This is a genomic window from Pseudarthrobacter sp. NPDC055928 (genome assembly GCF_042270935.1).
Taxonomy (GTDB): Bacteria; Actinomycetota; Actinomycetes; order Actinomycetales; family Micrococcaceae; genus Arthrobacter.
In genome coordinates, this window is sequence record NZ_JBHJZH010000006.1 from 58043 (window position 1) to 77031 (window position 18989).

Sequence of the window (18989 nt, forward strand, 5' to 3'; positions counted from 1 at the left end):
ACAAATCTGATGAGCACGAACTGGCAGGGGAGCGAACGGAAAACCCGCGCACCCATCAGCCTTACTGAGCCGCCGCCCGCCGAACCAGCAACAGCAACCTCGGCGGTCATGCACGCCGTACCGGGCATCCAGACGCCAGCTGAGCCACAGCCCCGGCAGCCAGGGACGGACCAGAGTGATGCTCCGCTGGTCAGTGGCCGCCGGAGCGCAGCAGTCCTGCGCAAGGAGAACGTAAACGACCAGCTGCCGCCTGTTACCGGCTGGCAGGCGTTCCTCCGCGCGGTGAGCTTTGGCCTGATCAGTCCGAAGGTCGGCCCAACCGAGCTCGCCCGCCGGGCGGACCTGTCCGCGATCCAGCGCGTGTACTCACGACCGATGCAGATCATGGTCGCCCAACCTCTTGGGGGCGTTGGAAAAACGATGTGCAGCGTTGGTTTGGGCTCGACGTTCGGGATTCATTCCGGCCAGCAGACGCTGGTGTGGGATAACAACGAGATGATGGGCACCGCCGGGGTCCGGACCAACGCGAACGATTCCACCCGGACTGTCTGGGACCTGCTCAACGTCCTGGAATCCTTCGAGACGGTCACAGCCCGCAAGGGCGAGCTCTCCTATTACACGCGCCACCAGGGGAACAACCAGTTCTCCGTCCTGGTCGCGGACGAGGACGCAGACCGGATGAAGTCCATCGGCGCCGACGAGTTCAACCGCATCCACACAGTCGTCAGCCGCTTCTACGACACCATCATTGTGGACACCGGTAACAACACCCGCTCCGCGAACTGGCTGGCCTCCATCGAAGTCACTGACCAGCTCGTGATCCCCACGACGCTAAAGCGCAACGCCGTTGTATCGGCGCTGCGGATGATCGAACAGCTTGAATCCATGTCCGAGCGGACCGGCAACCCGCACTACAAAGACCTGGTGACCAACGCGGTCGTCCTGGTTACACACGGTGGGGGAGCGCGGGTCTCCTCCGCCGAGCAGGCAGAGCTTCGGGAGAACCTCGCTTCCGCGGTACGGGTCCTGATCGATATCCCCTACGACGGGGCACTGGATACCGGCTCGATCATCGACTGGCAGCTCGTTGGAGACCCTGCCCGCCGCGCTTTCGAGCGTGCATCGGCCGAAATCGCCGCGGGGCTCCTGTCCACCGACCATAAGCGCACCTCGATGACCAAGACCACCAACTGATAGGACCAACAGCCATGTTCAACACCCTCCGCAACGAAATCATCATCCGCACCGCGATCGAGAACCCATTGGACGGAGTGACGCCCAAGCTCGACGTCTTCGGCGTGAAGTTTGAAGGAGCCACCCAACTGATCCTTGCGGGCATCTGGGCCCTCGCCCTTGTGCTCGTCGCTGCCAAGTTCCTCTGGAACATCGCCAAATGGGGCCTTGCCAAGGACCGTGGTCACTCGGACGACATCTCGGAAGGCGCCGCGGGAGCCAAGAAGAGCGGCATCGCCTTCGGCGCCCTGGCTGGTGCCAGTGTCATCCTCGGCGGCATCCTCTTCTTGGCAAGCACTGCGGGGGCCTGACCCATGCGGAAGCACTGGAAAGCATTCACAGCGGTCGGGGTAGTAGTCCTGGTGATCGCCGTTGCCGCTGTCCTCATCAACCGCCCGGCACCCGCCGCCCCTTCACAGGATCCCAGTCCACTCCAAGCCACTGGAAAGTTTGGGTTCCCAGTATCCGACGTCAAGATCGGTGACGGCGGCACGAAGAAGGCAAGCGACGACAAGACCCCCACCGGCTACAGCGGCACCTGCGAATCCGCCGCCCAGGCCGCCGCCAACTACACCCGCCTGATCAAGGATGTGCACCTCACGACCTGGGCGCAGCAAAAGAAAACCCTCACGGAGGTATCCCAGCCCGGCCGATGGGTCGAAAAGGTCACCTTCGAGGGGAATCTCTTAACTGATGCTAAGGATCTTCCCGCGAGTGCGTTCGATGGTGGCTGGTATACCCGCACTGATGTGGCTGCTGGTGGCATGTACAGGGTCGCGAGCTGTGAGGAAAAGAAGCGGGCCGTCGTTCAGGTCTTCACTGGCGGAATAGGCGCCAGTGCAAGCGAGGAGCCCAGTAGCTTTTTTCAGACGGTCACGTTCGAGCTGGTCTGGGGCGGTGACTGGAAGATCTCCGACGCCGGCACCGTCCCGGTCGGTCAGGATTTCGGTGGCCGCGTAAAGGATGGTGGCCCGATGAGCGTAGGGACGAACATGGATGCGGAGTCGGCTCCGGTCCTTCGGGATGACCTCGTCAACGCCTTCTTCAAGAACAAGAGCAGAGAGGGATGGGTCGAGTATGCAAACGCTAAGCGCTAGCAGGACGATCCGCCTTATCGCAGTTCTGCTTGCTATGTTCATTGCCGCGGGCGTGGGGTTCGCCGGCCCTGCCCAGGCGGCAGATGATGTGAGCACGGCGGAGAAGCTGAACGCGGATCAGCTCAAGCGTCTCGCCGGGTTACCGGAGGCCCAACGCAGCCAGATCCGCGATCGGCTCAATCAGGAACTGGCCAAGACAGCCTGTGGTGACCTCGCCTTTTTCACAGCTATGGGCGGCAATGGCTGTGAAGCGGCCGCAGCCAAGGCGTTCGGGTCGTTCCTGACCACCCCGGAGAAGGCATTGGACTACGACGGCAGCGACACCGCTGCGTTCTGCTCAAGCCTGTCCACTGTGGGCGCACCGACGACGGCGACCGCTTGGTGCGTGCAAGGTGCGGTGTGGAAGAAGTTTGCTCCGGTGGCTGGTGCTGTGCTTCGTGCTGCATTGTCCGTGACTCCCGGCGGTCAGGCTGTGTTGGGCACGGTGGATACGGTGGCGTTCATCGCGAACGCGAAGGATGGGTTTGATAGGTTCGCGAACACCGTCAAGGACGAAGGCGTAAAAGCGACCAACGAGGTCCTGAAGAACCTGTTGAAGGTCTCGTCGTTTGAGATTGATGATGCGTTCCGCAGCATCTGGGCGGCTTTTTCCGCGATCGGGATCATGATCATGGGTCTGATGTATTTCAAGCTGTGGAAGGACGTCTCGAACGAGGAAATCGACCTGGACTCCGCGCGGCAGTCCTTGCTCTGGTTCGGGCCGCTGTCGATAATCCTGGTGCTTTTCGGCCCCGCCGTGGGGTACGTGGTGAACGGGTGGATGAGCCAGCTGACCGAGTCCGTGACCTTCTGGACCTCCAGCCGTGTGACCGATTTCGGAGTGGCCATCTCCCGGTTCGCCTCGTACGAGTCCAGCGGCGCCTTCGGCCCGTTGGCTGCTGTCCTGTTGTTCGGTCTGTTGTTCATTGCGGCCTGGGCGATGCTTGGCTTGTTGGCGCTGCAGCCACTGGCCCTGTACCTGCTGGGTCTCGGCATCGCCCTGATGATCGGCTATATGATCCACCCGAAGTACCGGGAGCGTGTGGGCAAAGTGGGATCCCTATGGATCGGTATTGCCCTGTCCAAGCCGCTGCTCTTGCTGATCATGGGCGCCGTTTTCAGCTACATCGCCTCCCGCCCGGCTTTTACCGGTGAGGGCGTTGACGATGGCATGGTGAACGCCACCTCGGTGTTCCTGGCCGCTGCCGCTATGACGGTCATGGCTTTCGCGTTGCCCTTGCTGTTCAAGTACGTCCCGATCCTGCCCGCATCTTCCACCAGCCTGGGTGAGGGCCGGCGGTCCGTGGCGGGGGCCGCCATGGTCGCCGGCGCCGGGGCAGCGATCTCCTCTGCCATCAGACGACGCCGGGCCGCTCAGGTTCAGTCCGACAGTCCTGGCAGCCCCGGCAAGGGTTACAGCGGCGCTGATTCCGGTGAGGGTCCGTCGGGGATGGGCACATCCGGCCCCGGACAAGGAACGCCGGGGTCTGGGACTCCGGGGCGGCGAAGCACGCCCTCGAGAGTTCCAAATGATCGGGGGTCCCGCAGCGGACAGGCGCCGGTGCCGCAGGAGTCTCGGACTATCGGGGAGTTGCAGAAAGCCGAGCATGCCGGGAGTGGGGGAGCCCGGGCCGCCCAGGCCGTACGGACCGGTGCCGTGTCGATGGGCCGCGGGTCTAAGAAGGTCGCCGCCGGCGGCGCGACGGCCTTCCTGTTGGCGGGCCGGGAAGCGGCACGTCAGGCCGCGTTGCGGGGGCAGCGGTCGGCGAGGTCGATGGCGCCGGACACCGACCACATCAGTGGCCGGTAAGAGACGTAGAGGCAGGGGAGTAGGTAGTCATGGGGAGAATGGTTGTCGTCGGCGGCGAGGTTCAGAGCCGTGGTCTGTTCGGGGGAAACCGGACGGTTCCGGAGTGGATCGGCCTGTCCGCGGCCGTCGGTCTGGCCCTGCTGGTCGTTCTGGCGGGCGGCAGCAACATCGTCAGCCTAATCGTTGCCGCAACGGTGGTCCTGGTTGGTTTCATCCTGACTACTCCCAACAAGTTTTCCGGGCACCGTTCCCTGGGCGCCCTCCTCGTGGAGGCCCGGCACAAAAAGCTCCGGCACCGGAACGGGTCTCTGGTCTATGTGCCGGTTAAGAACCGTCCGCACACCCGGGTGGTCAAGGCCGGGAAGAAGGACGCGGCACGCGCCGACGCGCACGGCATGATCGAGGTTCCCCTCCGGCACAAGCACAATGCGCCGTTGATGGTGGGCACGGTCCGCCACTTCACCGTGGACACCCCGGAAGGGCCGCTGGTCATCTTCCGCCACCAGGGCAAGGTCACGAAGCCCTACTACACGGCCACCATGGAAATCATGGGCTCGTCCTCCGCGATCCGTGAGGAATACCGGAAGGAATCCGGGCACGTGGCCCGCGGCCAGTACCTCGCCCGGCTGGCCCGTCGACAATCGCTCGTGACCCACGTGCAGTCCCTGGCACGTGCCGTGCCGATGGACTCGGCCGACCACCTGCTCTGGGTGAAAAGGCGGGTGGCCAAAGATGTCCCCGGGATCCTGCTGGAGTCCTACGGGGCGCTTTGTGAAACGGTGCGCTCACGCTCCGAACAGCACCGGACCTACGAAACGTTCCGGATCCCGAACTCCGCGGCCCTGTTCCGCCGCGCCGATGCCCTCGGCGGAGGCGACGAAGGCATCGGTCAGGCGATCTACCAGGAAATCCGCTCAGCGATGTCCCAGGCGACGATGATGGGATCAATCCTCGACTTCCGGCCCCTGGGCCCCCAAGCAATGGCTGCGCTGCTCCGGCACCTTCAGGACCCGGACTTCGACATCGACGACTATGACGGCGCTGACCTGATGGACTGCTGGCAGCACCTGGACGGCGCATCCTCGCCGCTGTCGCTGGTCGTGAACGGGCACTGGCATATCCGCACCGGCTACGTGCCGGCCTCAGCCTTCAGTCCCCAGGCCATCCCGGTTGAGGCCCTCGAAGCGGTGATCAGCGGGATCCAGCCGGCCGTGGTGCATTCGGTGTCCATGGTCATGGAGCTCCAGGACGCCCGCAGCGCCCGGGCCAAAGCCCGCAGCCACGCGGCGATGGACCGGGCCAAAGAGAAGCAAGTCGCCAAGTCAGGCGTCGTCACCGACGGGTCCGAAGAAGTGCTGCTCGGCGCTTCCCACCAACGCCTCATGGACCTGAAGCCCGGGTCCGGGCACCACGGTGCAGCCTACGCCCTGTACATCTCGTTCGCCGTCGAGAACGAAGACGAGATCCTCTCCACCACCGACATCCTCGAAGCCGCGGCATCCGATGCCGGCATCGAGTTCATTGACTGGATGGACCACCGCAACGACCTCGCCCTGATCACCACCATGCCGTTCACCAGGGGAATCCGATGACCACCACCAACAACCTCAAAAGGCTCCGCCTGCCCAAGGCCTGGGGCGGCAAACCCGGGCGGACAACCAGCACAGAAGCCGGGCCTGGACGACTGACCCTGGACGCCACCGCCACCACCATAGCCGAGGCCCAAAGCCGCACGGTCCGCCTTTCAAAGTCCGCTGCGAAAAAGGCGGAAAAGGAGGAGGCACGACGGCGGGACCTGGCCGAGGCGAAGGCGAACACTGCCAACCGCTGGCACCACGAACGGAAGTGGAAGTTCGCGTCCCGGCTCGGGTTCTACGACCCGGCCGCCCCGGGCGTCGAGTCCTCCACACGGCAGATGGAATTCTCACACATGGCCATCGCCTCCCCGCCCACCTCACACCGCGGCCTGGTGTTCGGAGTCGATGCAGGCTCGGGGTGGATGATCGTCCACGACCCCTTCACCGCCTACGGCGACACCATCGAATCCCCGAACGTCTGCTACATCGGCGACCTCGGACAGGGCAAGTCCTCGGCCATGAAAACCTGGGGCGTACTGCGCCAGCTGATCTTGGGACGCCGCGTGGTCGTGATCGACAAGAAGTTCCAGAAAGACATCGGCGCCGGCGAATACGCCCCGCTGGCTAAGCGTTTGGACGTCGCACCCGTGCAGTTCCGCATCGGCGGGGGAGGATCCCGGATCAACATCCTGGACCCGCGCATCGCCGCCCGAGTCAACGAAAAGCCCGGCGAGGGTGACCTGTCGACACCCGCCGGGCAGTCCATGCTGCTGCGCGCCGTGATGGAAGAAGCCCTTCGCCGGCCCATGAGCCCCAAGGAAGGCAAAGCCGTCCGCATGGCCCACCGCCAAGCACTCACACAAGCGGCAGCGGCAGGGGAAGTCGCGCACATCGGGCACGTCCTTCACGCCCTCTACACACCGGACACCGCGGCGGCCCAAGCCGCCGGCCTTACCGCGGAGGAACTGCGAAGCTGGGGCCAGGACCCTGCCTTTGAACTCGAACGCATGATCGAGGACGACCTCGCCGGCCTGATCGACGGGCCCACCAGCGACGACATCCAGCTCAACGCCGGACTGACCGTCTTCGACGTCTCCCTGCTACCGGAGGACGGCCCGGCGCTGCCGATCGTCATGACGATCATCAACACCTGGCTGGCCAACACCCTCTACCGCCAACACACCCCCGTCCCCACCGTCCTGCTGATCGAGGAAGCCTGGCACACCGTCCAGGGATCGGTGGCCACCGTGACCCGGCGCAACACCAAGCTCTCCCGCGCCCTGTCCCTCTCGTGCCAGTTCGCGTTCCACCACATCTCCGACATCCCCGAGGACAGCCCTGCGATCTCCATGCTCAAGGAATGCGGCACGGTCCTGCTGTACAAACAGCAAAAAAGCGCCGACGCACTCGCCTGCGAAGAGATGTTCAACCTCCCCCCGGGATCCGCCGACGTGCTCGCACAACTGATGAAAGGAACCTGCCTGCTCAAAATCGGCAGCCACGACCCCTTCGAAGCCATCCACGTCCGCAGCCCCCTCGAGGTCGAACTGACCAACACCGACGGCGCCATGAAATCAACCTCGACCATCGCCTTCACCGAAGACACACCAGCCACGGAGGTCCCGGCATGAGCAAACCCACATCCACGGACACACTACTGAAACTCACCCTCGCCGGGGCCGTCGCCGGCCTGCTGGCCCTGGCCTGGGTCTCAGCAGTCCTGGGTGAACTCCTCACCCCCACCGGCATGCCCTGGACCAGCCCCGCACAGCTGCTCGCCCGACTCAACGAAGGCAGCTTCGTCTGGCCGGCGGCCGCGACCTGGATCCTCATCACCCTCGCGGTTGCCGCGTTCCTGGGGGCCGCCTTCCTGTCCGCCCGGAGCGGCGGCCGCGGCAGCGCCTCCCAGCGCACCCTCGCCGGCCGGCTGGCCAACGGACACCAGCTCGCGTCCCTCACCGAAAAGCACCGCGCACGCGAAACCAGCCAGCTGCATCCGGCCGCCGACAACCTCCCGCCCGGGCAGAAGCTCGGGCACGCGCTGGCCGGGAAATGGCAGATGCTCTACAGCGGCTACCGGCAAACCGGGCTAAGCATCATCCCTCCCGGCGGGGGCAAAACCTCCGCCTGCGTCATCCCTCGAATGGCGGATGCCCCCGGCGCGGCCCTGATGACCTCCAACAAAATCGACGGCGTACCCGAAGTCATCGCAGCCCGACACAACCTGGGCCGGATCTGGATCTTCGACCCCAACGGCATCTACCTGGCCCAGAGCCGCCCCGACTTCATTTTCAACCCGCTCTCCCTGGTCCACGACACCGTCACGGCCATGGAATTGGCCGCGGTCATCATCACCGCAGCGAAAAAGAACAATCCCCGGGACGGGGACGGCAAGGACGATGCCCACTTCGGCCCCGCCGGCGAAACCTGCCTCGCCTGGGCGTTACTGGCTGCAGCCATCGAGAAAAAGCCGATCTCAGCAGTGCACGAATGGATGGCCAGGGGCGAACTCGTCCAGATCAAGGAAATCCTGGAAGACGCAGGCTTCGACGCAGCTGCCGCGGACATGTTCGGATTCAGTAAATGGCCTGACCGCACCAAGGGCTCCCTGATCGCCACCACACAACGGATGTGCCGGGACCTCTCCCACAACACCTTCCGGGACTGGACCACGCCCACCGCCGGCATCGACGAGTTCGACCCCACGAAATTCCTGGACAGCAAGGACACCCTGATCCTGCTCTCCGAACGCCGCCCCGGCGGAACCGGGGCAGTGATCACCGCCATCGTAAAATCCATCACCACAGCCGCCCGGAACCAGGCCCCCGGCACTGCCCGGCTGCGGGTCCCGCTCATCGCCGAACTGGACGAAGTGGCAAACATCGTCCCCTGGCCCTCACTGCCCGAGGACTTCAGCTACTTCGGATCCCTCGGCCTCTGCTTCACCGTCTACCTACAGGCTTACGCCCAAGGCGTGGGGGAGTGGGGCGAAAACGGGATGCGGACGCTCTGGCAAACCGCCGGCTTCCGGCTCGTCGGGGCAAACGAGGAAACAACCTTCACCCGCGGACTCTCCGAAACCATCGGAACCTGGGAAAAACCGATGGGGAAGGATCGCCCCACCAAAACCCTTCCCAAGGCCGGACCGGAGGACTTCGCGAACCTCCCGGCCTTCACGGCATTCCTTTTCAGCGCCAACGCCCCCGCCACGCTCATCAGCCTGTCCCCATGGTTCAAAGACAAAACCCTTTCCACCACCATCAACAACGGCCTCCCAGCCACCGAGGAACTCGCTCAGAGAACGCCAAAACCCCTCGTCACTGCCCAGGCCCTTGAAGCGGAAGAAGTCACGTCGTGACCGTCGAATCAGCGACCACCGACGAAGAACCGACAGAGGAAGAACTCACTCAGCAGTTCATCATGTGGGTAGAGCTCACGATCCACGACACGGAATCTGTCTCCGACACCAAGAATGAGCGGTACTGGTGCCCCCACTGGTGGGACCACCCCGAAGCCGTCAACCGCCTCAGCGCACTGCACGCCGCTTACATCCAGGCAGTCGCCGACAACACGATGTCCGCTTGGTGGGTCCAGCACTGGGACAGCCACACCCGCGTCCTCTTCTCCCAGCACGGACCATTCGAAAACTGCCAAAGCCGACACACGTTCTACGAACGCTCAGACCAATACAACCCCCGCCTACAAACCATCTCCCCGCCCGCCGACTGGACACTCTCGTAGAGAATCCGTCGAAACAGCGTCAGAGTGAGCCCTTAGACCCTCAACTCAAGGCCGTCAGGAAAATAAGAAACGGTCCTAATCTGACATGAATCCTCACTCCAGCTGACGTCAGGTTGGGGTGTGCCTCACCTGTTCACGCGCGAGACTCCCCTCGCAGGCCACGGCCGCAGGACTCGGACTCGTTCATCCGGGTTAACTCCACAGCCTAAGGCATCTCTTGGGGTGCCGTTGTTTAGTCCTCTGCGGTGAAGAACTTCCAGGCCATCCTGCCGTGTGCCATTGCGGCAGAGGCGCGCATGGTTGCTGTCAACGTGATGGTTTCGGCGATTTCCTCGTGGGTAGCGCCCTGTGTCTTGGCACCTTTGCTATGGGCTTCGATGCACCAGGCGCATTGTGTGGTCAGCGCAATGGCCAAAGCCATCAGCTCCTTGAACTTCAGCGGGACTTCGCCCTCGGGATTGAAGGCGGCCTGATGCATTTCAATGAAGGCCTTATGACCAGCCGGCGCCCCCTGGCGCGTTAGGCGGTCGAATTTTCGGTCCGAGGGGTGGTGGTAATGCTCAACCAATTCCTGTGTCATTTCAACCAGCTTTCTTCCGTTTAAACGTGTGACGGTGTTAGGGTCGGTCACTTGCCTCGCGGTCACGTGGTGGAGTCATCTATTGGGTTATGGGATAAGGAGTCCTTTACCTGCGATGCGACGCCCCTCCAGATCTCGGTGGGCTTCGGCGGCTTCAGATAGCCGATACGTGGCGCCAATAGAGACTTTGAGGTTGTGGTTGGCGGCGGCAGCGAAGATCTCAGCGGACCGCCAACGTCGTTCCTCTGCATTCTGCAGGTAGGAAGCCAGGCTGGGGACGGTCAGGAATGTCGAACCTTCCGCGATCTGACGCTGGAAATCTACGGGTGGCACAGGCCCGGAGGCTGTGCCGAACAATACCAGGGTCCCGCGCACGGCAAGAGCCTTCAGCGAACCGTCAAAAGTGTCCTTGCCGACGCCATCGTAAACGACCTCGACGCCCTTGCCGTCAGTAAAGTCACGCACGCCTGTGGCGAATTCGGCATATCGGACAACCCGGTCGGCACCGAACTGAAATGCGAGGGTTTCCTTTTCGTTGGAGGACACAGTGGTGATTACTCGTGCGCCCTTGGCCTTGAGGAGTTGGATAAGCAGTAGACCTACCCCGCCCCCGCCAGCGTGGAGTAGAACGTTTTGACCTGCCTCGATTTGGAAGGCGGAGTTCGCTAGGTAGTGGGCCGTTAGACCCTGCATTGGAAGGGCGGCTGCTGTTGTATCGTCAATTTCGTCCGGAACGGGGAAAGCTTTGTCCGCGTCTACCAAGGCGTAGTCGGCGTAGCAATGGTGACCTTCAGCGGTGGCTACGCGGTCTCCTTCAGCGAATTCGACAACTCCTCCGCCAACCGCCGCGACCGTCCCTGCGGCTTCCGAGCCTGGAATGTAGGGATACGTAGCCTTGTGCGTGCCCCTACGTTTATAGGTATCCGAGAAGTTCACTCCCGCCGCTGCCACCCGGAGCAGTATTTGCCCGGGACCTGGCGCCGGAGGGTCAGCCGATATGTAGGAGAGGACTTCGGGTCCACCGGCTTGAGTCGCCACAACTGCGTGGGGCATGAATTCCTTCCTTTCCCGTCATTCTTACTCGGTAGACGGAGTTGAAAGTTATGTCCTCGGTGGGGCGGTCCCCGATAGGGTTCCAGGGATGGCAACCTAGCGCTACGGGCGGCGTCTGGAGGGTCTCGGCCGTGCGGTGTCCTTGGAACCTGCTGTCACCATCTCGGCACGGAAGGGCATCAGAGGGCCTTGTCCCCTCTTGTCTCACCTGCTTTCGGCCATCAGGTTTACGGCGACATCCACGATCATGTCCTCCTGGCCCCCGACGTACCCCGCGTTTCCAACTTCCTGCAGTATTTTCCAGGCCGGGACGCCGTAGCGTTCGGCGGCGCGTTCGGCGTGGATGAGGAAGGAGGAGTAGACGCCGGCGTAGCCCTGCATGATGGAGGCACGGTCCATGATGGGCATGCGCGTGATAATGGGTTTGACGATGTCTTCGGCTGCTGCCATGACCCCCTGGACGTCAACGCCCGTCTTGATGCCCAGCCGGTCGAACGCGGCGGCGAGCACTTCGGTGGGTGAGTTTCCGGCTCCCGCCCCGAGGGCCAGCAGGGTTCCGTCGATTTGTTTGGCGCCTGCGCGGGCGGCGTAGACGGAGTTGGCGACGCCGAAGCTTAGGTTCTGGTGGCCGTGGAAGCCTACCTGGGCGTCATCCCCGAGTTCGGTGACGAGGGCGGAGACGCGGTCGGAGACGTCTTCGAGGATCAGGGCTCCGGCTGAATCGACGACGTAGACGCACTGGCAGCCGGCGTCGGCCATGATTCGGGCCTGCTTGGCCAGGTTCTCGGGGGTGGTGCGATGGGAGAGCATCAAGAAGCCGACGGTTTCCATGCCGAGTTGGCGGGCGTGCTGGAAGTGCTGGATGGAGACGTCGGCTTCGGTGCTGTGAGTGGCGATACGGGCGACTGAGGCGCCGGCGTCGTGGGCCTGGTTCAGGTCGTGGATGGTGCCCAGGCCCGGGAGCAAGAGCACGGCGATCCGGGCGTTTTTCGCTTCGTCGACGGCGGCGCGTACGAGGTCCAGTTCCGGGGTGAGGGAGAAACCGTAGTTGAAGGAGGACCCGCCGAGTCCGTCGCCGTGGGTGACCTCGATGACTTCGACTTTGGCGTTGTCGAGGGCACGGACCACGGAGCGAACTTGTTCTTCAGTGAATTTGTGGCTCATGGCGTGGGAGCCGTCCCGCAGGGTGGTGTCCGTCAGCCGGACACTGAGGTCGTTGGTTGCTGTCATGGTTATGCTCCTACGGGTGTTGAAGGGACGGCGGCGTCCATGCGTTCGGCCAGCAGGTCCGCTGTCCGGGTGGCGGCGGCGGTGATGATGTCCAGGTTGCCGGCGTACTCGGGCAGGTAGTCCGCGGCACCCTTGACCTGGACCCAGACTCCCACTCGGCCGTTGCCGTTCCAGTCGTCGCGGGCGGCGTCGAACTGGGGCTCCACCCGCAGCGAGTATCCGGGAACATAGTCCTGGATCCTGGCCACCGCTTCGTTGATCGCGGCACGGATCTTGTCCTGCAGGTCCCCGGGTTCGGCCGCCTGGGCGGGGATCGCGGCGTAGATGGTGTTGCGCATGATCATGGGCGGTTCCACCGGGTTGATGATGATGATGGCCTTGCCCCGCTTTGCCCCGCCCACTTCTTCCAGTGCTTTGGCGGTGGTTTCGGTGAACTCGTCAACGTTGGCACGGGTTCCCGGACCGGCCGACTTTGAGGCGATGGAGGCGACGATCTCGGCGTAGTCCACGGGCACCACCGAGGAAATCGCGGCGACAATCGGCGTAGTGGCCTGCCCGGCGCAGGTGATCATGTTGACGTTCAGGACATCCTCGAGGGCGTCCAGGTTCACCACCGGGCACAGGTAAGGACCGACGGCGGCAGGAGTCAGGTCGATTGCATGTATCCCCGCGGCCTTGTACTTTGGGGCGTTAGCTTCATGGGCCTTGGCCGAGGTGCATTCAAAGACGAAGTCGGGCAGTTCATCCTGGGCCAGGAGCCAGTCAATGCCTTCCGCCGAGGTGGTGACGCCGAGACGGGCCGCGCGGGCGAGCCCGTCTGAGGCCGGATCCACGCCGATCATGTACTTGACTTCGAGGTTGCTGCTGCGGCGCATGATCTTGAACATCAAGTCGGTGCCGATGTTGCCGGAGCCGACGATCGCGGCAGTCTTTTTAGCCATCTGGGTTCCTTTGATTGTTTTCGGCTGCACGTGCCGCCGGACTAGATAAAGTGGATGGTCAGGGACCCGAGGTCCCCGAAATCAGCTGTTGCACTGCTGTCCGCCACGACCGGAAGAGCCTTCGTGAAGGATCCCGGAAGGACGAGCTGGCCGGCTGCCAAGGCGACTCCTTGTTCTCCGAGGACGTTGGCCAGCCAAACCAAAGCTTCGATGGGATCGCCCATTACGGCTTTACCGGTGCCGGTCTCGGCCGGGTGGTTATCGATGCGCAGTACGCATTCGACCTCGCTCAGCCGGTCTAGAGGGACGTCCAGCGGGCTTTGCCCCACGGCGATGGCTCCGCAGGAGGCGTTGTCCGCCACTGTGTCCACTAAACGGATGTCCCAGTCCGCAATCCGGGAGTCGATGATCTCGATCGCGGGGTAGACCGCTCCGATCGCGGCTGCAGCTTGCTGATAGGTTACGCCCGGGCCCTGCAGCGAATTCTTGAGCATGAATCCGAACTCGGGTTCGACCTTCGGGGCGATAAAGCCATCCGTGGGGATCTGTGCACCTTCGTGGTGGACCATGTCTTCGAAGAAAAATCCAAAGTCCGGGGCATCGACGCCGAGCTGGGCCTGCATGGCCAGAGAGGTCAATCCAACCTTCCTGCCGGCAAGTACACGGCCGGTACTGAGGTGCCGGCGCAGCTGGGCTTCCTGGACCTCATAGGCGTCCTGGACGGTCATGGCCGTCACCCGGTCCCGCAGTGGCGCCACGGGTACGCGTGTTGAGCCGGCAGTCATGAGTTCCTCGGCAAAGCCATTCAGGATGGCTTCACGGGAAGGGGTATGAGTGGTCTGCATTTCTTGCTCCCATCTGTGTTCAGATCCTGCCGTCACCTCCCGTACTTGGGCGAAGGTGGGTAACCCGGCAGTTTGTGTGCGGTTGCGTAGGACTGATTGTGGAAAGACGAGCGATGGCATTTTTGGATGAAGAAGGCTTGTGCTTGGTTTAGGAGCAGCGGCCGGTGAAGAAACGCTGAAGAACGAGTAGTCCTGTGAGGTTGTTTCTTTGCCAGTGCTTCCAGGTCGGTACGTTGTCTGGCTTGAATCGCGCCTGACGGTGCCCAGCTCTTGCGTTCTTATGTGAGTACCGGTGTGCTGGGTACGGGTGTTTGTTCGCGGGTTTTGTCCAGTTCCCTGTCCCACTGAGCGGCTTCTTTACCCTCGTCCCTCAGGACTGACTTGCGCACTTTCCCGTTCTCGGTGCGCGGCAGAGTATCGCGGACCAGCATGAAGCGGGGGATGGCGTACTTCGCGAGCCGCGGTTCACAGAATTCTGTGATTTCGCTGAAATCTACCGGGCCTTTGGGAACAATTGCCGCCATAACCTCGTCTTCTCCGAGTTCGGAGTCCACGGCGTACACCGCTACTTCGCTGATGGAGGGGTGCTCAAGCAGGACCTGTTCGACCTCGGCGGAGGAGATGTTCTCGCCCCTGCGCCGGATGACGTCTTTGATCCTGTCGACGAAGCGCAGCCATCCGTCGGGCTCTATCACGACGCGGTCGCCGGTGTGGAACCAGAGGTCCTTCCAGGCCTGGACGGTAGCTTCGGGCATCTGGTAGTAACCGGTTGCGAATGCATGGGGCTGGTCGCTGCGGAGCAATAGTTCGCCGGGTTCGCCCGCCGGGACTTCCAGGCCGCATTCATCTACTACGCGGGCGGTGAAACCGGGCTGGATCTTTCCCATGTAGCCAGGGCGCTGCTCGGACCTGCTTGCAGCCACGATCGAGTTGGTTTCGGTGGAGCCGTAGCCGTCTATCAGCGTCACTCCGAAACGGTCCCGGAAGTCTTCCAGCAATCCAGCGGGGGTTGCAGGGGCCAAAGCAGCGGTAATGCCGTGAGTTCGGTCCCCGGGAGCAGGCGGCTTACTGGCAAGGATGCTGACCATGGCGCCGAGCAGGTAGGTGAACGTTGCTCCCGCTTCCTGGGCGTTTGACCAGAAACGTGAGGCGGAGAAGCGCGGTCCAAGCACATATTCGGCTCCGCTGACGAGGGCCTGGGTGAATGCGTTGAGGGCGTTCGTGTGGAAGAGCGGCAGGCAGGTGTAAAGGACGTCTTCAGCTGTGATTTCAAGCTGCTGGCTTACATTTGTGCCCCACCAGTAGAACTGTCCGTGAGGACATTGGACGCCCTTTGATACGCCGGTCGTGCCGGAGGTGTAGAGGATTGCTGCTGTGTCGCCGGGAGCAACGTGGGCGGGTTCACCTTCCGTAGTTGAGGTGGGAAGCGCAGAAACCGGATAGCCGGTTTCGACAGGTAAGTCAGACTCCTCGACGACCCATATTTGGCGCAGCTCCGGAAGCTGTGGAAGGCGATTTACATGCTCCAACAAGGGGATCTCGGTGATGAGAAGGGAAGACTTGGAGTTGGAGAGAATGTGATGGAGTTGCTCTCCGCGGGCCGCGGTATTGATTGGAACGGCAACAGCCCCAATCCAGGCACAGCCGAGGATGAAGTCAAGCAGTTCGATCCGGTTGGCCGACATCAAAGCAACGTGATCGCCTGCGCGAATTCCGTGCTTGAGCAGGACGTCGCCAGCGCGAGCAACGGCTTGAACCATCTGTTGCCCGTCGCGGCGGACGGACCCGCAGCGCAGGAGGGGTGTGGTGGGCGCTTCCTCAGCCCTTCTGAGCAACATACCGGGCACTGTCATTGCGCCGGGTCCTGGATTGGTACTGGCGATCTCTCTCATGGTTTTCCTAAAGTTCCGTTCCGTGTAGAGGCACAAAGGCAGCCACTGCGGCATCGTCGCCCGGATCGTTGGTCAGCCTGATCCGGTCGCCGGCTTCGGCAGTTCCACCAATGATGCGGGCTATAAGGTAGACGTCACCTGGGCATGTGACTGTGGCTATTTGTAAGCCATTGGAGAGCCGGGTGGTTCTCTCAACTACTCCTGTGTCGGCCTTGTCGTCCGCGAACTCTGTCCCATGGCAGTGGCGGCAGATGAGCCGGGCCGGGAAGTAAGATGCCGAGCAGTTCGTGCAGGTCTGGATGAGCGCGCTCACTGGCCGGCCTCCAGCACTGTCAGGTTTGCGCAGGAGCCGTGACGATACAGCACCATGCCGTAGCCGCTGACGGCGGCAGTCTTTGCCTGCACTTGCCTTTCTCCTGCCTGCCCGCACAATTGCTGCACCGCTTCGACGAGACCGTGCAGGCCACCGGCCGATCCTGCCTGACCAGCGGAGAGCTGGCCCCCCGAGGTGTTGAGCGCCAGGTCCCGGGAATGGATTCGGGTATCAATAAATTCTGCGATGTCTGCACCGTCAGTGACGACACCGATGTCCATCAACTGCGCCACCACCATCGCCGGGTAGTCGTCGTACACACTGATGACGTCGATATCCTCCGGTGAGACGCCTGCCCGCTCCCATGCCAACGGTGCACACTTCCGCAGTCCTGTCTGGAGCCCGTCCCCGACCTGATTGTCGGCGTTGTAGGACGCGGTAACCGCGAGAATCTTGGCCTTCCGCTGCCCATGTGTTCTCTCGTCAGCGACTATGACGACCGCGTCGGCACCCGTGACCGGTGGAACGCAGTCGAATCGGCCCAATGGGTCGGCGACCAGGGGTGCACCAAGATAGTCGTCCAGCGTCAGCGGGGAGCGGTAGACAGCGCCCGGGTTTCCTGCTGCCCACTGGCGCTGGGCCACGGCGATCCGGCCGTAATCCTCACGCACCAGGCCAAACTTTTCCATCTGCCGGCTTGTCAACATGGCAAACAGAGCGTTGGGACCGGCCAGGGGCAACGGCGTGAGGTGGTTCTCTGTCGCGCTGTTGTACCTGGCCACCAGCTTGGCGAAGGCTGTGTGGTCCATCAGGTCTCCCGCTGCGATCACGATCACGGAGGCGTCGCCGGCCGTAATTGCATTGACTGCGTGCTGGAGCATGTTGCCGGCACTGGCACCCCCGTTGGTGTCCTGCATAAGCCAGGACAGCTCAAATCCCATCTTCCAGGCCAGATCGATTGCGTGGTCTGGCTCCAGGGTGAAGCTTGAGACCGCGAAGCCGTCGACGTGGCCCGGAGTGAGCCCTGCATCCTTGAGGGCACGGCCGATTGCGTCAGCGATGGTGCGTGATGGGGTGGTTCCCGCTTGAGGATGTCGCGTATAAGGCGATTCGCCGGCGCCGATGATGGAAACTGCCATGACTAATTTCTTTCCTCTTCTAGTGTCGCTGCCCGCCGTCAGTGGCAGGAACTGCCAGTGCGTTCCTGCCACTACCGGATGTGAACACGAAGCTTTCTAGTGCTGTGCCGCTTTGAGCGCAGAGACGCCAGTCTGCTCGTCCGTTAAGGAGGTACCGTGCCGGCCCATGTTCTTGGAGAAGGCCAGCGCAGTCAAGGTAATCGCGGCCAGTCCGATTGCGTAGAGCGATACGGGCACCGAGCTGTCGTATGTGAGCAGGAGCGCTGTGGCAATGAATGGCGCCAGTCCTCCGGCAAATACTGCGGCAAGCTCATGGCCCAAGGCCATACCGGAGTAGCGGACCTCGGGGCTAAACAGCTCGTGGAAAAATGCCGGCTGCGCCCCAATCATGGCAGCGTGACAGATTCCGTTACCGATGAAGTAGGCCAGGATGATCAGGCCTGATGAGTTTGAATCGATGAGCCAGAAGAATGGGAATGCCATGAGCGCCAATGCTGAAGCCCCGAAAGCGTAAACCTTCCGCCGCCCGATTTTGTCGGACAGGTGTCCAAAAAAGACGATAGTGCAAAAGGCGAACAGCATGGAAAGCATCACACCCAGGAGTAGTGTTCCTCTTTCAACTCCAACGTGCACGCCATATACCAGGGAAAATGACAGCAACAGGTAGGAGCCGCCGTTTTCCGCCACCCTCAGGCCCATTGCGACCAAGATTTCCTTGGGATGAGTCCGAAGTGCCGCCAAAACCGGCACCGATGCCCGTTCGCCGGTCTTTTTCACCTGCTCGAACTCTTTCGTCTCCGGTAAACGGAACCTGATGTACATGCCGACGCCAAAGAGCAGCACGCTCAGGAGGAAGGGCAAACGCCAACCCCATGCCAGGAACTGATCCTCAGGGAGGAGTTGGACCAGATAGAACGCCGCCGAAGCGAGGACAAACCCGAGGGTGACTCCTCCCTGACTGAACGCAGAGAATAGTCCCCGGCGCTGATCGGAGGAGTTCTCACTGATGATCAGAACTCCGCCGCCCCATTCACCACCGGCAGCAATGCCTTGAAAAATCCGCAGGATGACCAGCAGGATAGGAGCCCAGATTCCTACCTGCTGATAGGTGGGGAGCAGCCCCATGAGGAAGGTGGCGATACCCATGATGCTCAGGGTCAGAACCAAGGCTGATTTCCGGCTAACCCGGTCACCGATGTGACCGAAGAGAATACCACCCAAGGGGCGGGCCGCGAATCCGACTGCAAACCCTACAAAGGCACCCAGCGTTCCCACAAGGGGATCAGTGCCGGCCGGGAAGAAAAGTTTCCCGAATACGATGGCCGCGGCCGTTGCATATAGGAAGAAGTCGTACCATTCCAAAGAATTCCCGACGAGGGAAGCTATAACGTAACGCCTGATTCCTGGACTTTTGGCGCTAATAGCGCCAGGTGCTTTCTGTGACATGAGCGTCTCCTGTTGGAAAAGGGTTTTCGGTGAGGATCCACGACAGTGGGGAT

General features: G+C 62.4%; 17 protein-coding genes. 8 read left to right on the forward strand and 9 right to left on the reverse strand.

Annotation, left to right across the window (positions count from 1 at the left end; genetic code table 11):
• Window positions 1-9: 9 nt before the first annotated feature.
• The 8 genes from ACFC25_RS09815 to ACFC25_RS09850 are packed head-to-tail and all read left to right on the forward strand — an operon-like array spanning window position 10 to window position 9497.
• The gene (locus ACFC25_RS09815; RefSeq protein WP_376044963.1) at window positions 10-1194 is read left to right on the forward strand and encodes a MinD/ParA family protein; all 1185 of its coding nucleotides are present in this window, start codon (window positions 10-12) and stop codon (window positions 1192-1194) included.
• Window positions 1195-1208: 14 nt separating this feature from the next.
• Window positions 1209-1544, forward strand: coding sequence for a hypothetical protein (locus tag ACFC25_RS09820; protein ID WP_376044964.1), 336 nt, complete (start codon window positions 1209-1211; stop codon window positions 1542-1544).
• Window positions 1545-1547: 3 nt separating this feature from the next.
• Window positions 1548-2330 carry a hypothetical protein gene (locus tag ACFC25_RS09825; RefSeq protein ID WP_376044965.1) on the forward strand — a complete coding sequence of 261 codons (783 nt, stop codon included), beginning with the start codon at window positions 1548-1550 and terminating at the stop codon, window positions 2328-2330.
• 34 nt (window positions 2331-2364) lie between these two features.
• Window positions 2365-4179: a hypothetical protein gene (locus ACFC25_RS09830; RefSeq protein ID WP_376044966.1), complete on the forward strand. Its 1815-nt coding sequence runs from the start codon at window positions 2365-2367 to the stop codon at window positions 4177-4179.
• 29 nt (window positions 4180-4208) lie between these two features.
• Window positions 4209-5771, forward strand: coding sequence for a hypothetical protein (locus ACFC25_RS09835; RefSeq protein WP_376044967.1), 1563 nt, complete (start codon window positions 4209-4211; stop codon window positions 5769-5771).
• Entirely contained in the window at window positions 5768-7387 is a 1620-nt protein-coding gene (locus ACFC25_RS09840; protein WP_376044968.1) for an ATP/GTP-binding protein, read from the forward strand. Before ACFC25_RS09835 ends, ACFC25_RS09840 begins: the two co-directional genes overlap by 4 nt.
• A complete protein-coding gene (locus ACFC25_RS09845) occupies window positions 7384-9114 on the forward strand; it encodes a TraM recognition domain-containing protein (RefSeq protein ID WP_376044969.1) in 1731 nt (576 codons plus the stop codon). The genes ACFC25_RS09840 and ACFC25_RS09845 overlap by 4 nt, the downstream gene beginning before the upstream one ends.
• Entirely contained in the window at window positions 9111-9497 is a 387-nt protein-coding gene (locus ACFC25_RS09850) for a DUF4913 domain-containing protein (RefSeq protein WP_376044970.1), read from the forward strand. Before ACFC25_RS09845 ends, ACFC25_RS09850 begins: the two co-directional genes overlap by 4 nt.
• A 232-nt stretch (window positions 9498-9729) precedes the next feature.
• Here the strand turns inward: ACFC25_RS09850 and ACFC25_RS09855 are convergent, their stop codons facing one another.
• From ACFC25_RS09855 to ACFC25_RS09895, 9 genes are all read right to left on the reverse strand, one after another.
• The gene (locus ACFC25_RS09855; RefSeq protein ID WP_376044971.1) at window positions 9730-10077 is read right to left on the reverse strand and encodes a carboxymuconolactone decarboxylase family protein; all 348 of its coding nucleotides are present in this window, start codon (window positions 10075-10077) and stop codon (window positions 9730-9732) included.
• Window positions 10078-10164: 87 nt separating this feature from the next.
• Window positions 10165-11130 carry a quinone oxidoreductase gene (locus ACFC25_RS09860; protein ID WP_376044972.1) on the reverse strand — a complete coding sequence of 322 codons (966 nt, stop codon included), beginning with the start codon at window positions 11128-11130 and terminating at the stop codon, window positions 10165-10167.
• Between the two features lie 204 nt (window positions 11131-11334).
• Window positions 11335-12360: a 4-hydroxy-2-oxovalerate aldolase gene (gene dmpG, locus ACFC25_RS09865; RefSeq protein ID WP_376044973.1), complete on the reverse strand. Its 1026-nt coding sequence runs from the start codon at window positions 12358-12360 to the stop codon at window positions 11335-11337.
• A gap of 2 nt (window positions 12361-12362) precedes the next feature.
• Window positions 12363-13301: an acetaldehyde dehydrogenase (acetylating) gene (locus tag ACFC25_RS09870; RefSeq protein WP_376044974.1), complete on the reverse strand. Its 939-nt coding sequence runs from the start codon at window positions 13299-13301 to the stop codon at window positions 12363-12365.
• Window positions 13302-13342: 41 nt separating this feature from the next.
• Window positions 13343-14146, reverse strand: coding sequence for a 2-keto-4-pentenoate hydratase (locus ACFC25_RS09875; protein WP_376044975.1), 804 nt, complete (start codon window positions 14144-14146; stop codon window positions 13343-13345).
• A 278-nt stretch (window positions 14147-14424) separates the two neighbouring features.
• On the reverse strand, window positions 14425-16092 hold the full coding sequence (locus ACFC25_RS09880) for an ATP-dependent acyl-CoA ligase (RefSeq protein WP_376044976.1): 1668 nt from the start codon (window positions 16090-16092) through the stop codon (window positions 14425-14427).
• Window positions 16046-16351: a zinc ribbon domain-containing protein gene (locus tag ACFC25_RS09885; RefSeq protein ID WP_376044977.1), complete on the reverse strand. Its 306-nt coding sequence runs from the start codon at window positions 16349-16351 to the stop codon at window positions 16046-16048. Before ACFC25_RS09885 ends, ACFC25_RS09880 begins: the two co-directional genes overlap by 47 nt.
• Window positions 16348-17490 carry a thiolase family protein gene (locus ACFC25_RS09890; protein ID WP_376044978.1) on the reverse strand — a complete coding sequence of 381 codons (1143 nt, stop codon included), beginning with the start codon at window positions 17488-17490 and terminating at the stop codon, window positions 16348-16350. The genes ACFC25_RS09885 and ACFC25_RS09890 overlap by 4 nt, the downstream gene beginning before the upstream one ends.
• Before the next feature lie 96 nt (window positions 17491-17586).
• Window positions 17587-18936, reverse strand: a complete 1350-nt coding sequence (locus ACFC25_RS09895; RefSeq protein ID WP_376044979.1) for an MFS transporter — start codon at window positions 18934-18936, stop codon at window positions 17587-17589.
• Window positions 18937-18989 lie beyond the last annotated feature (53 nt).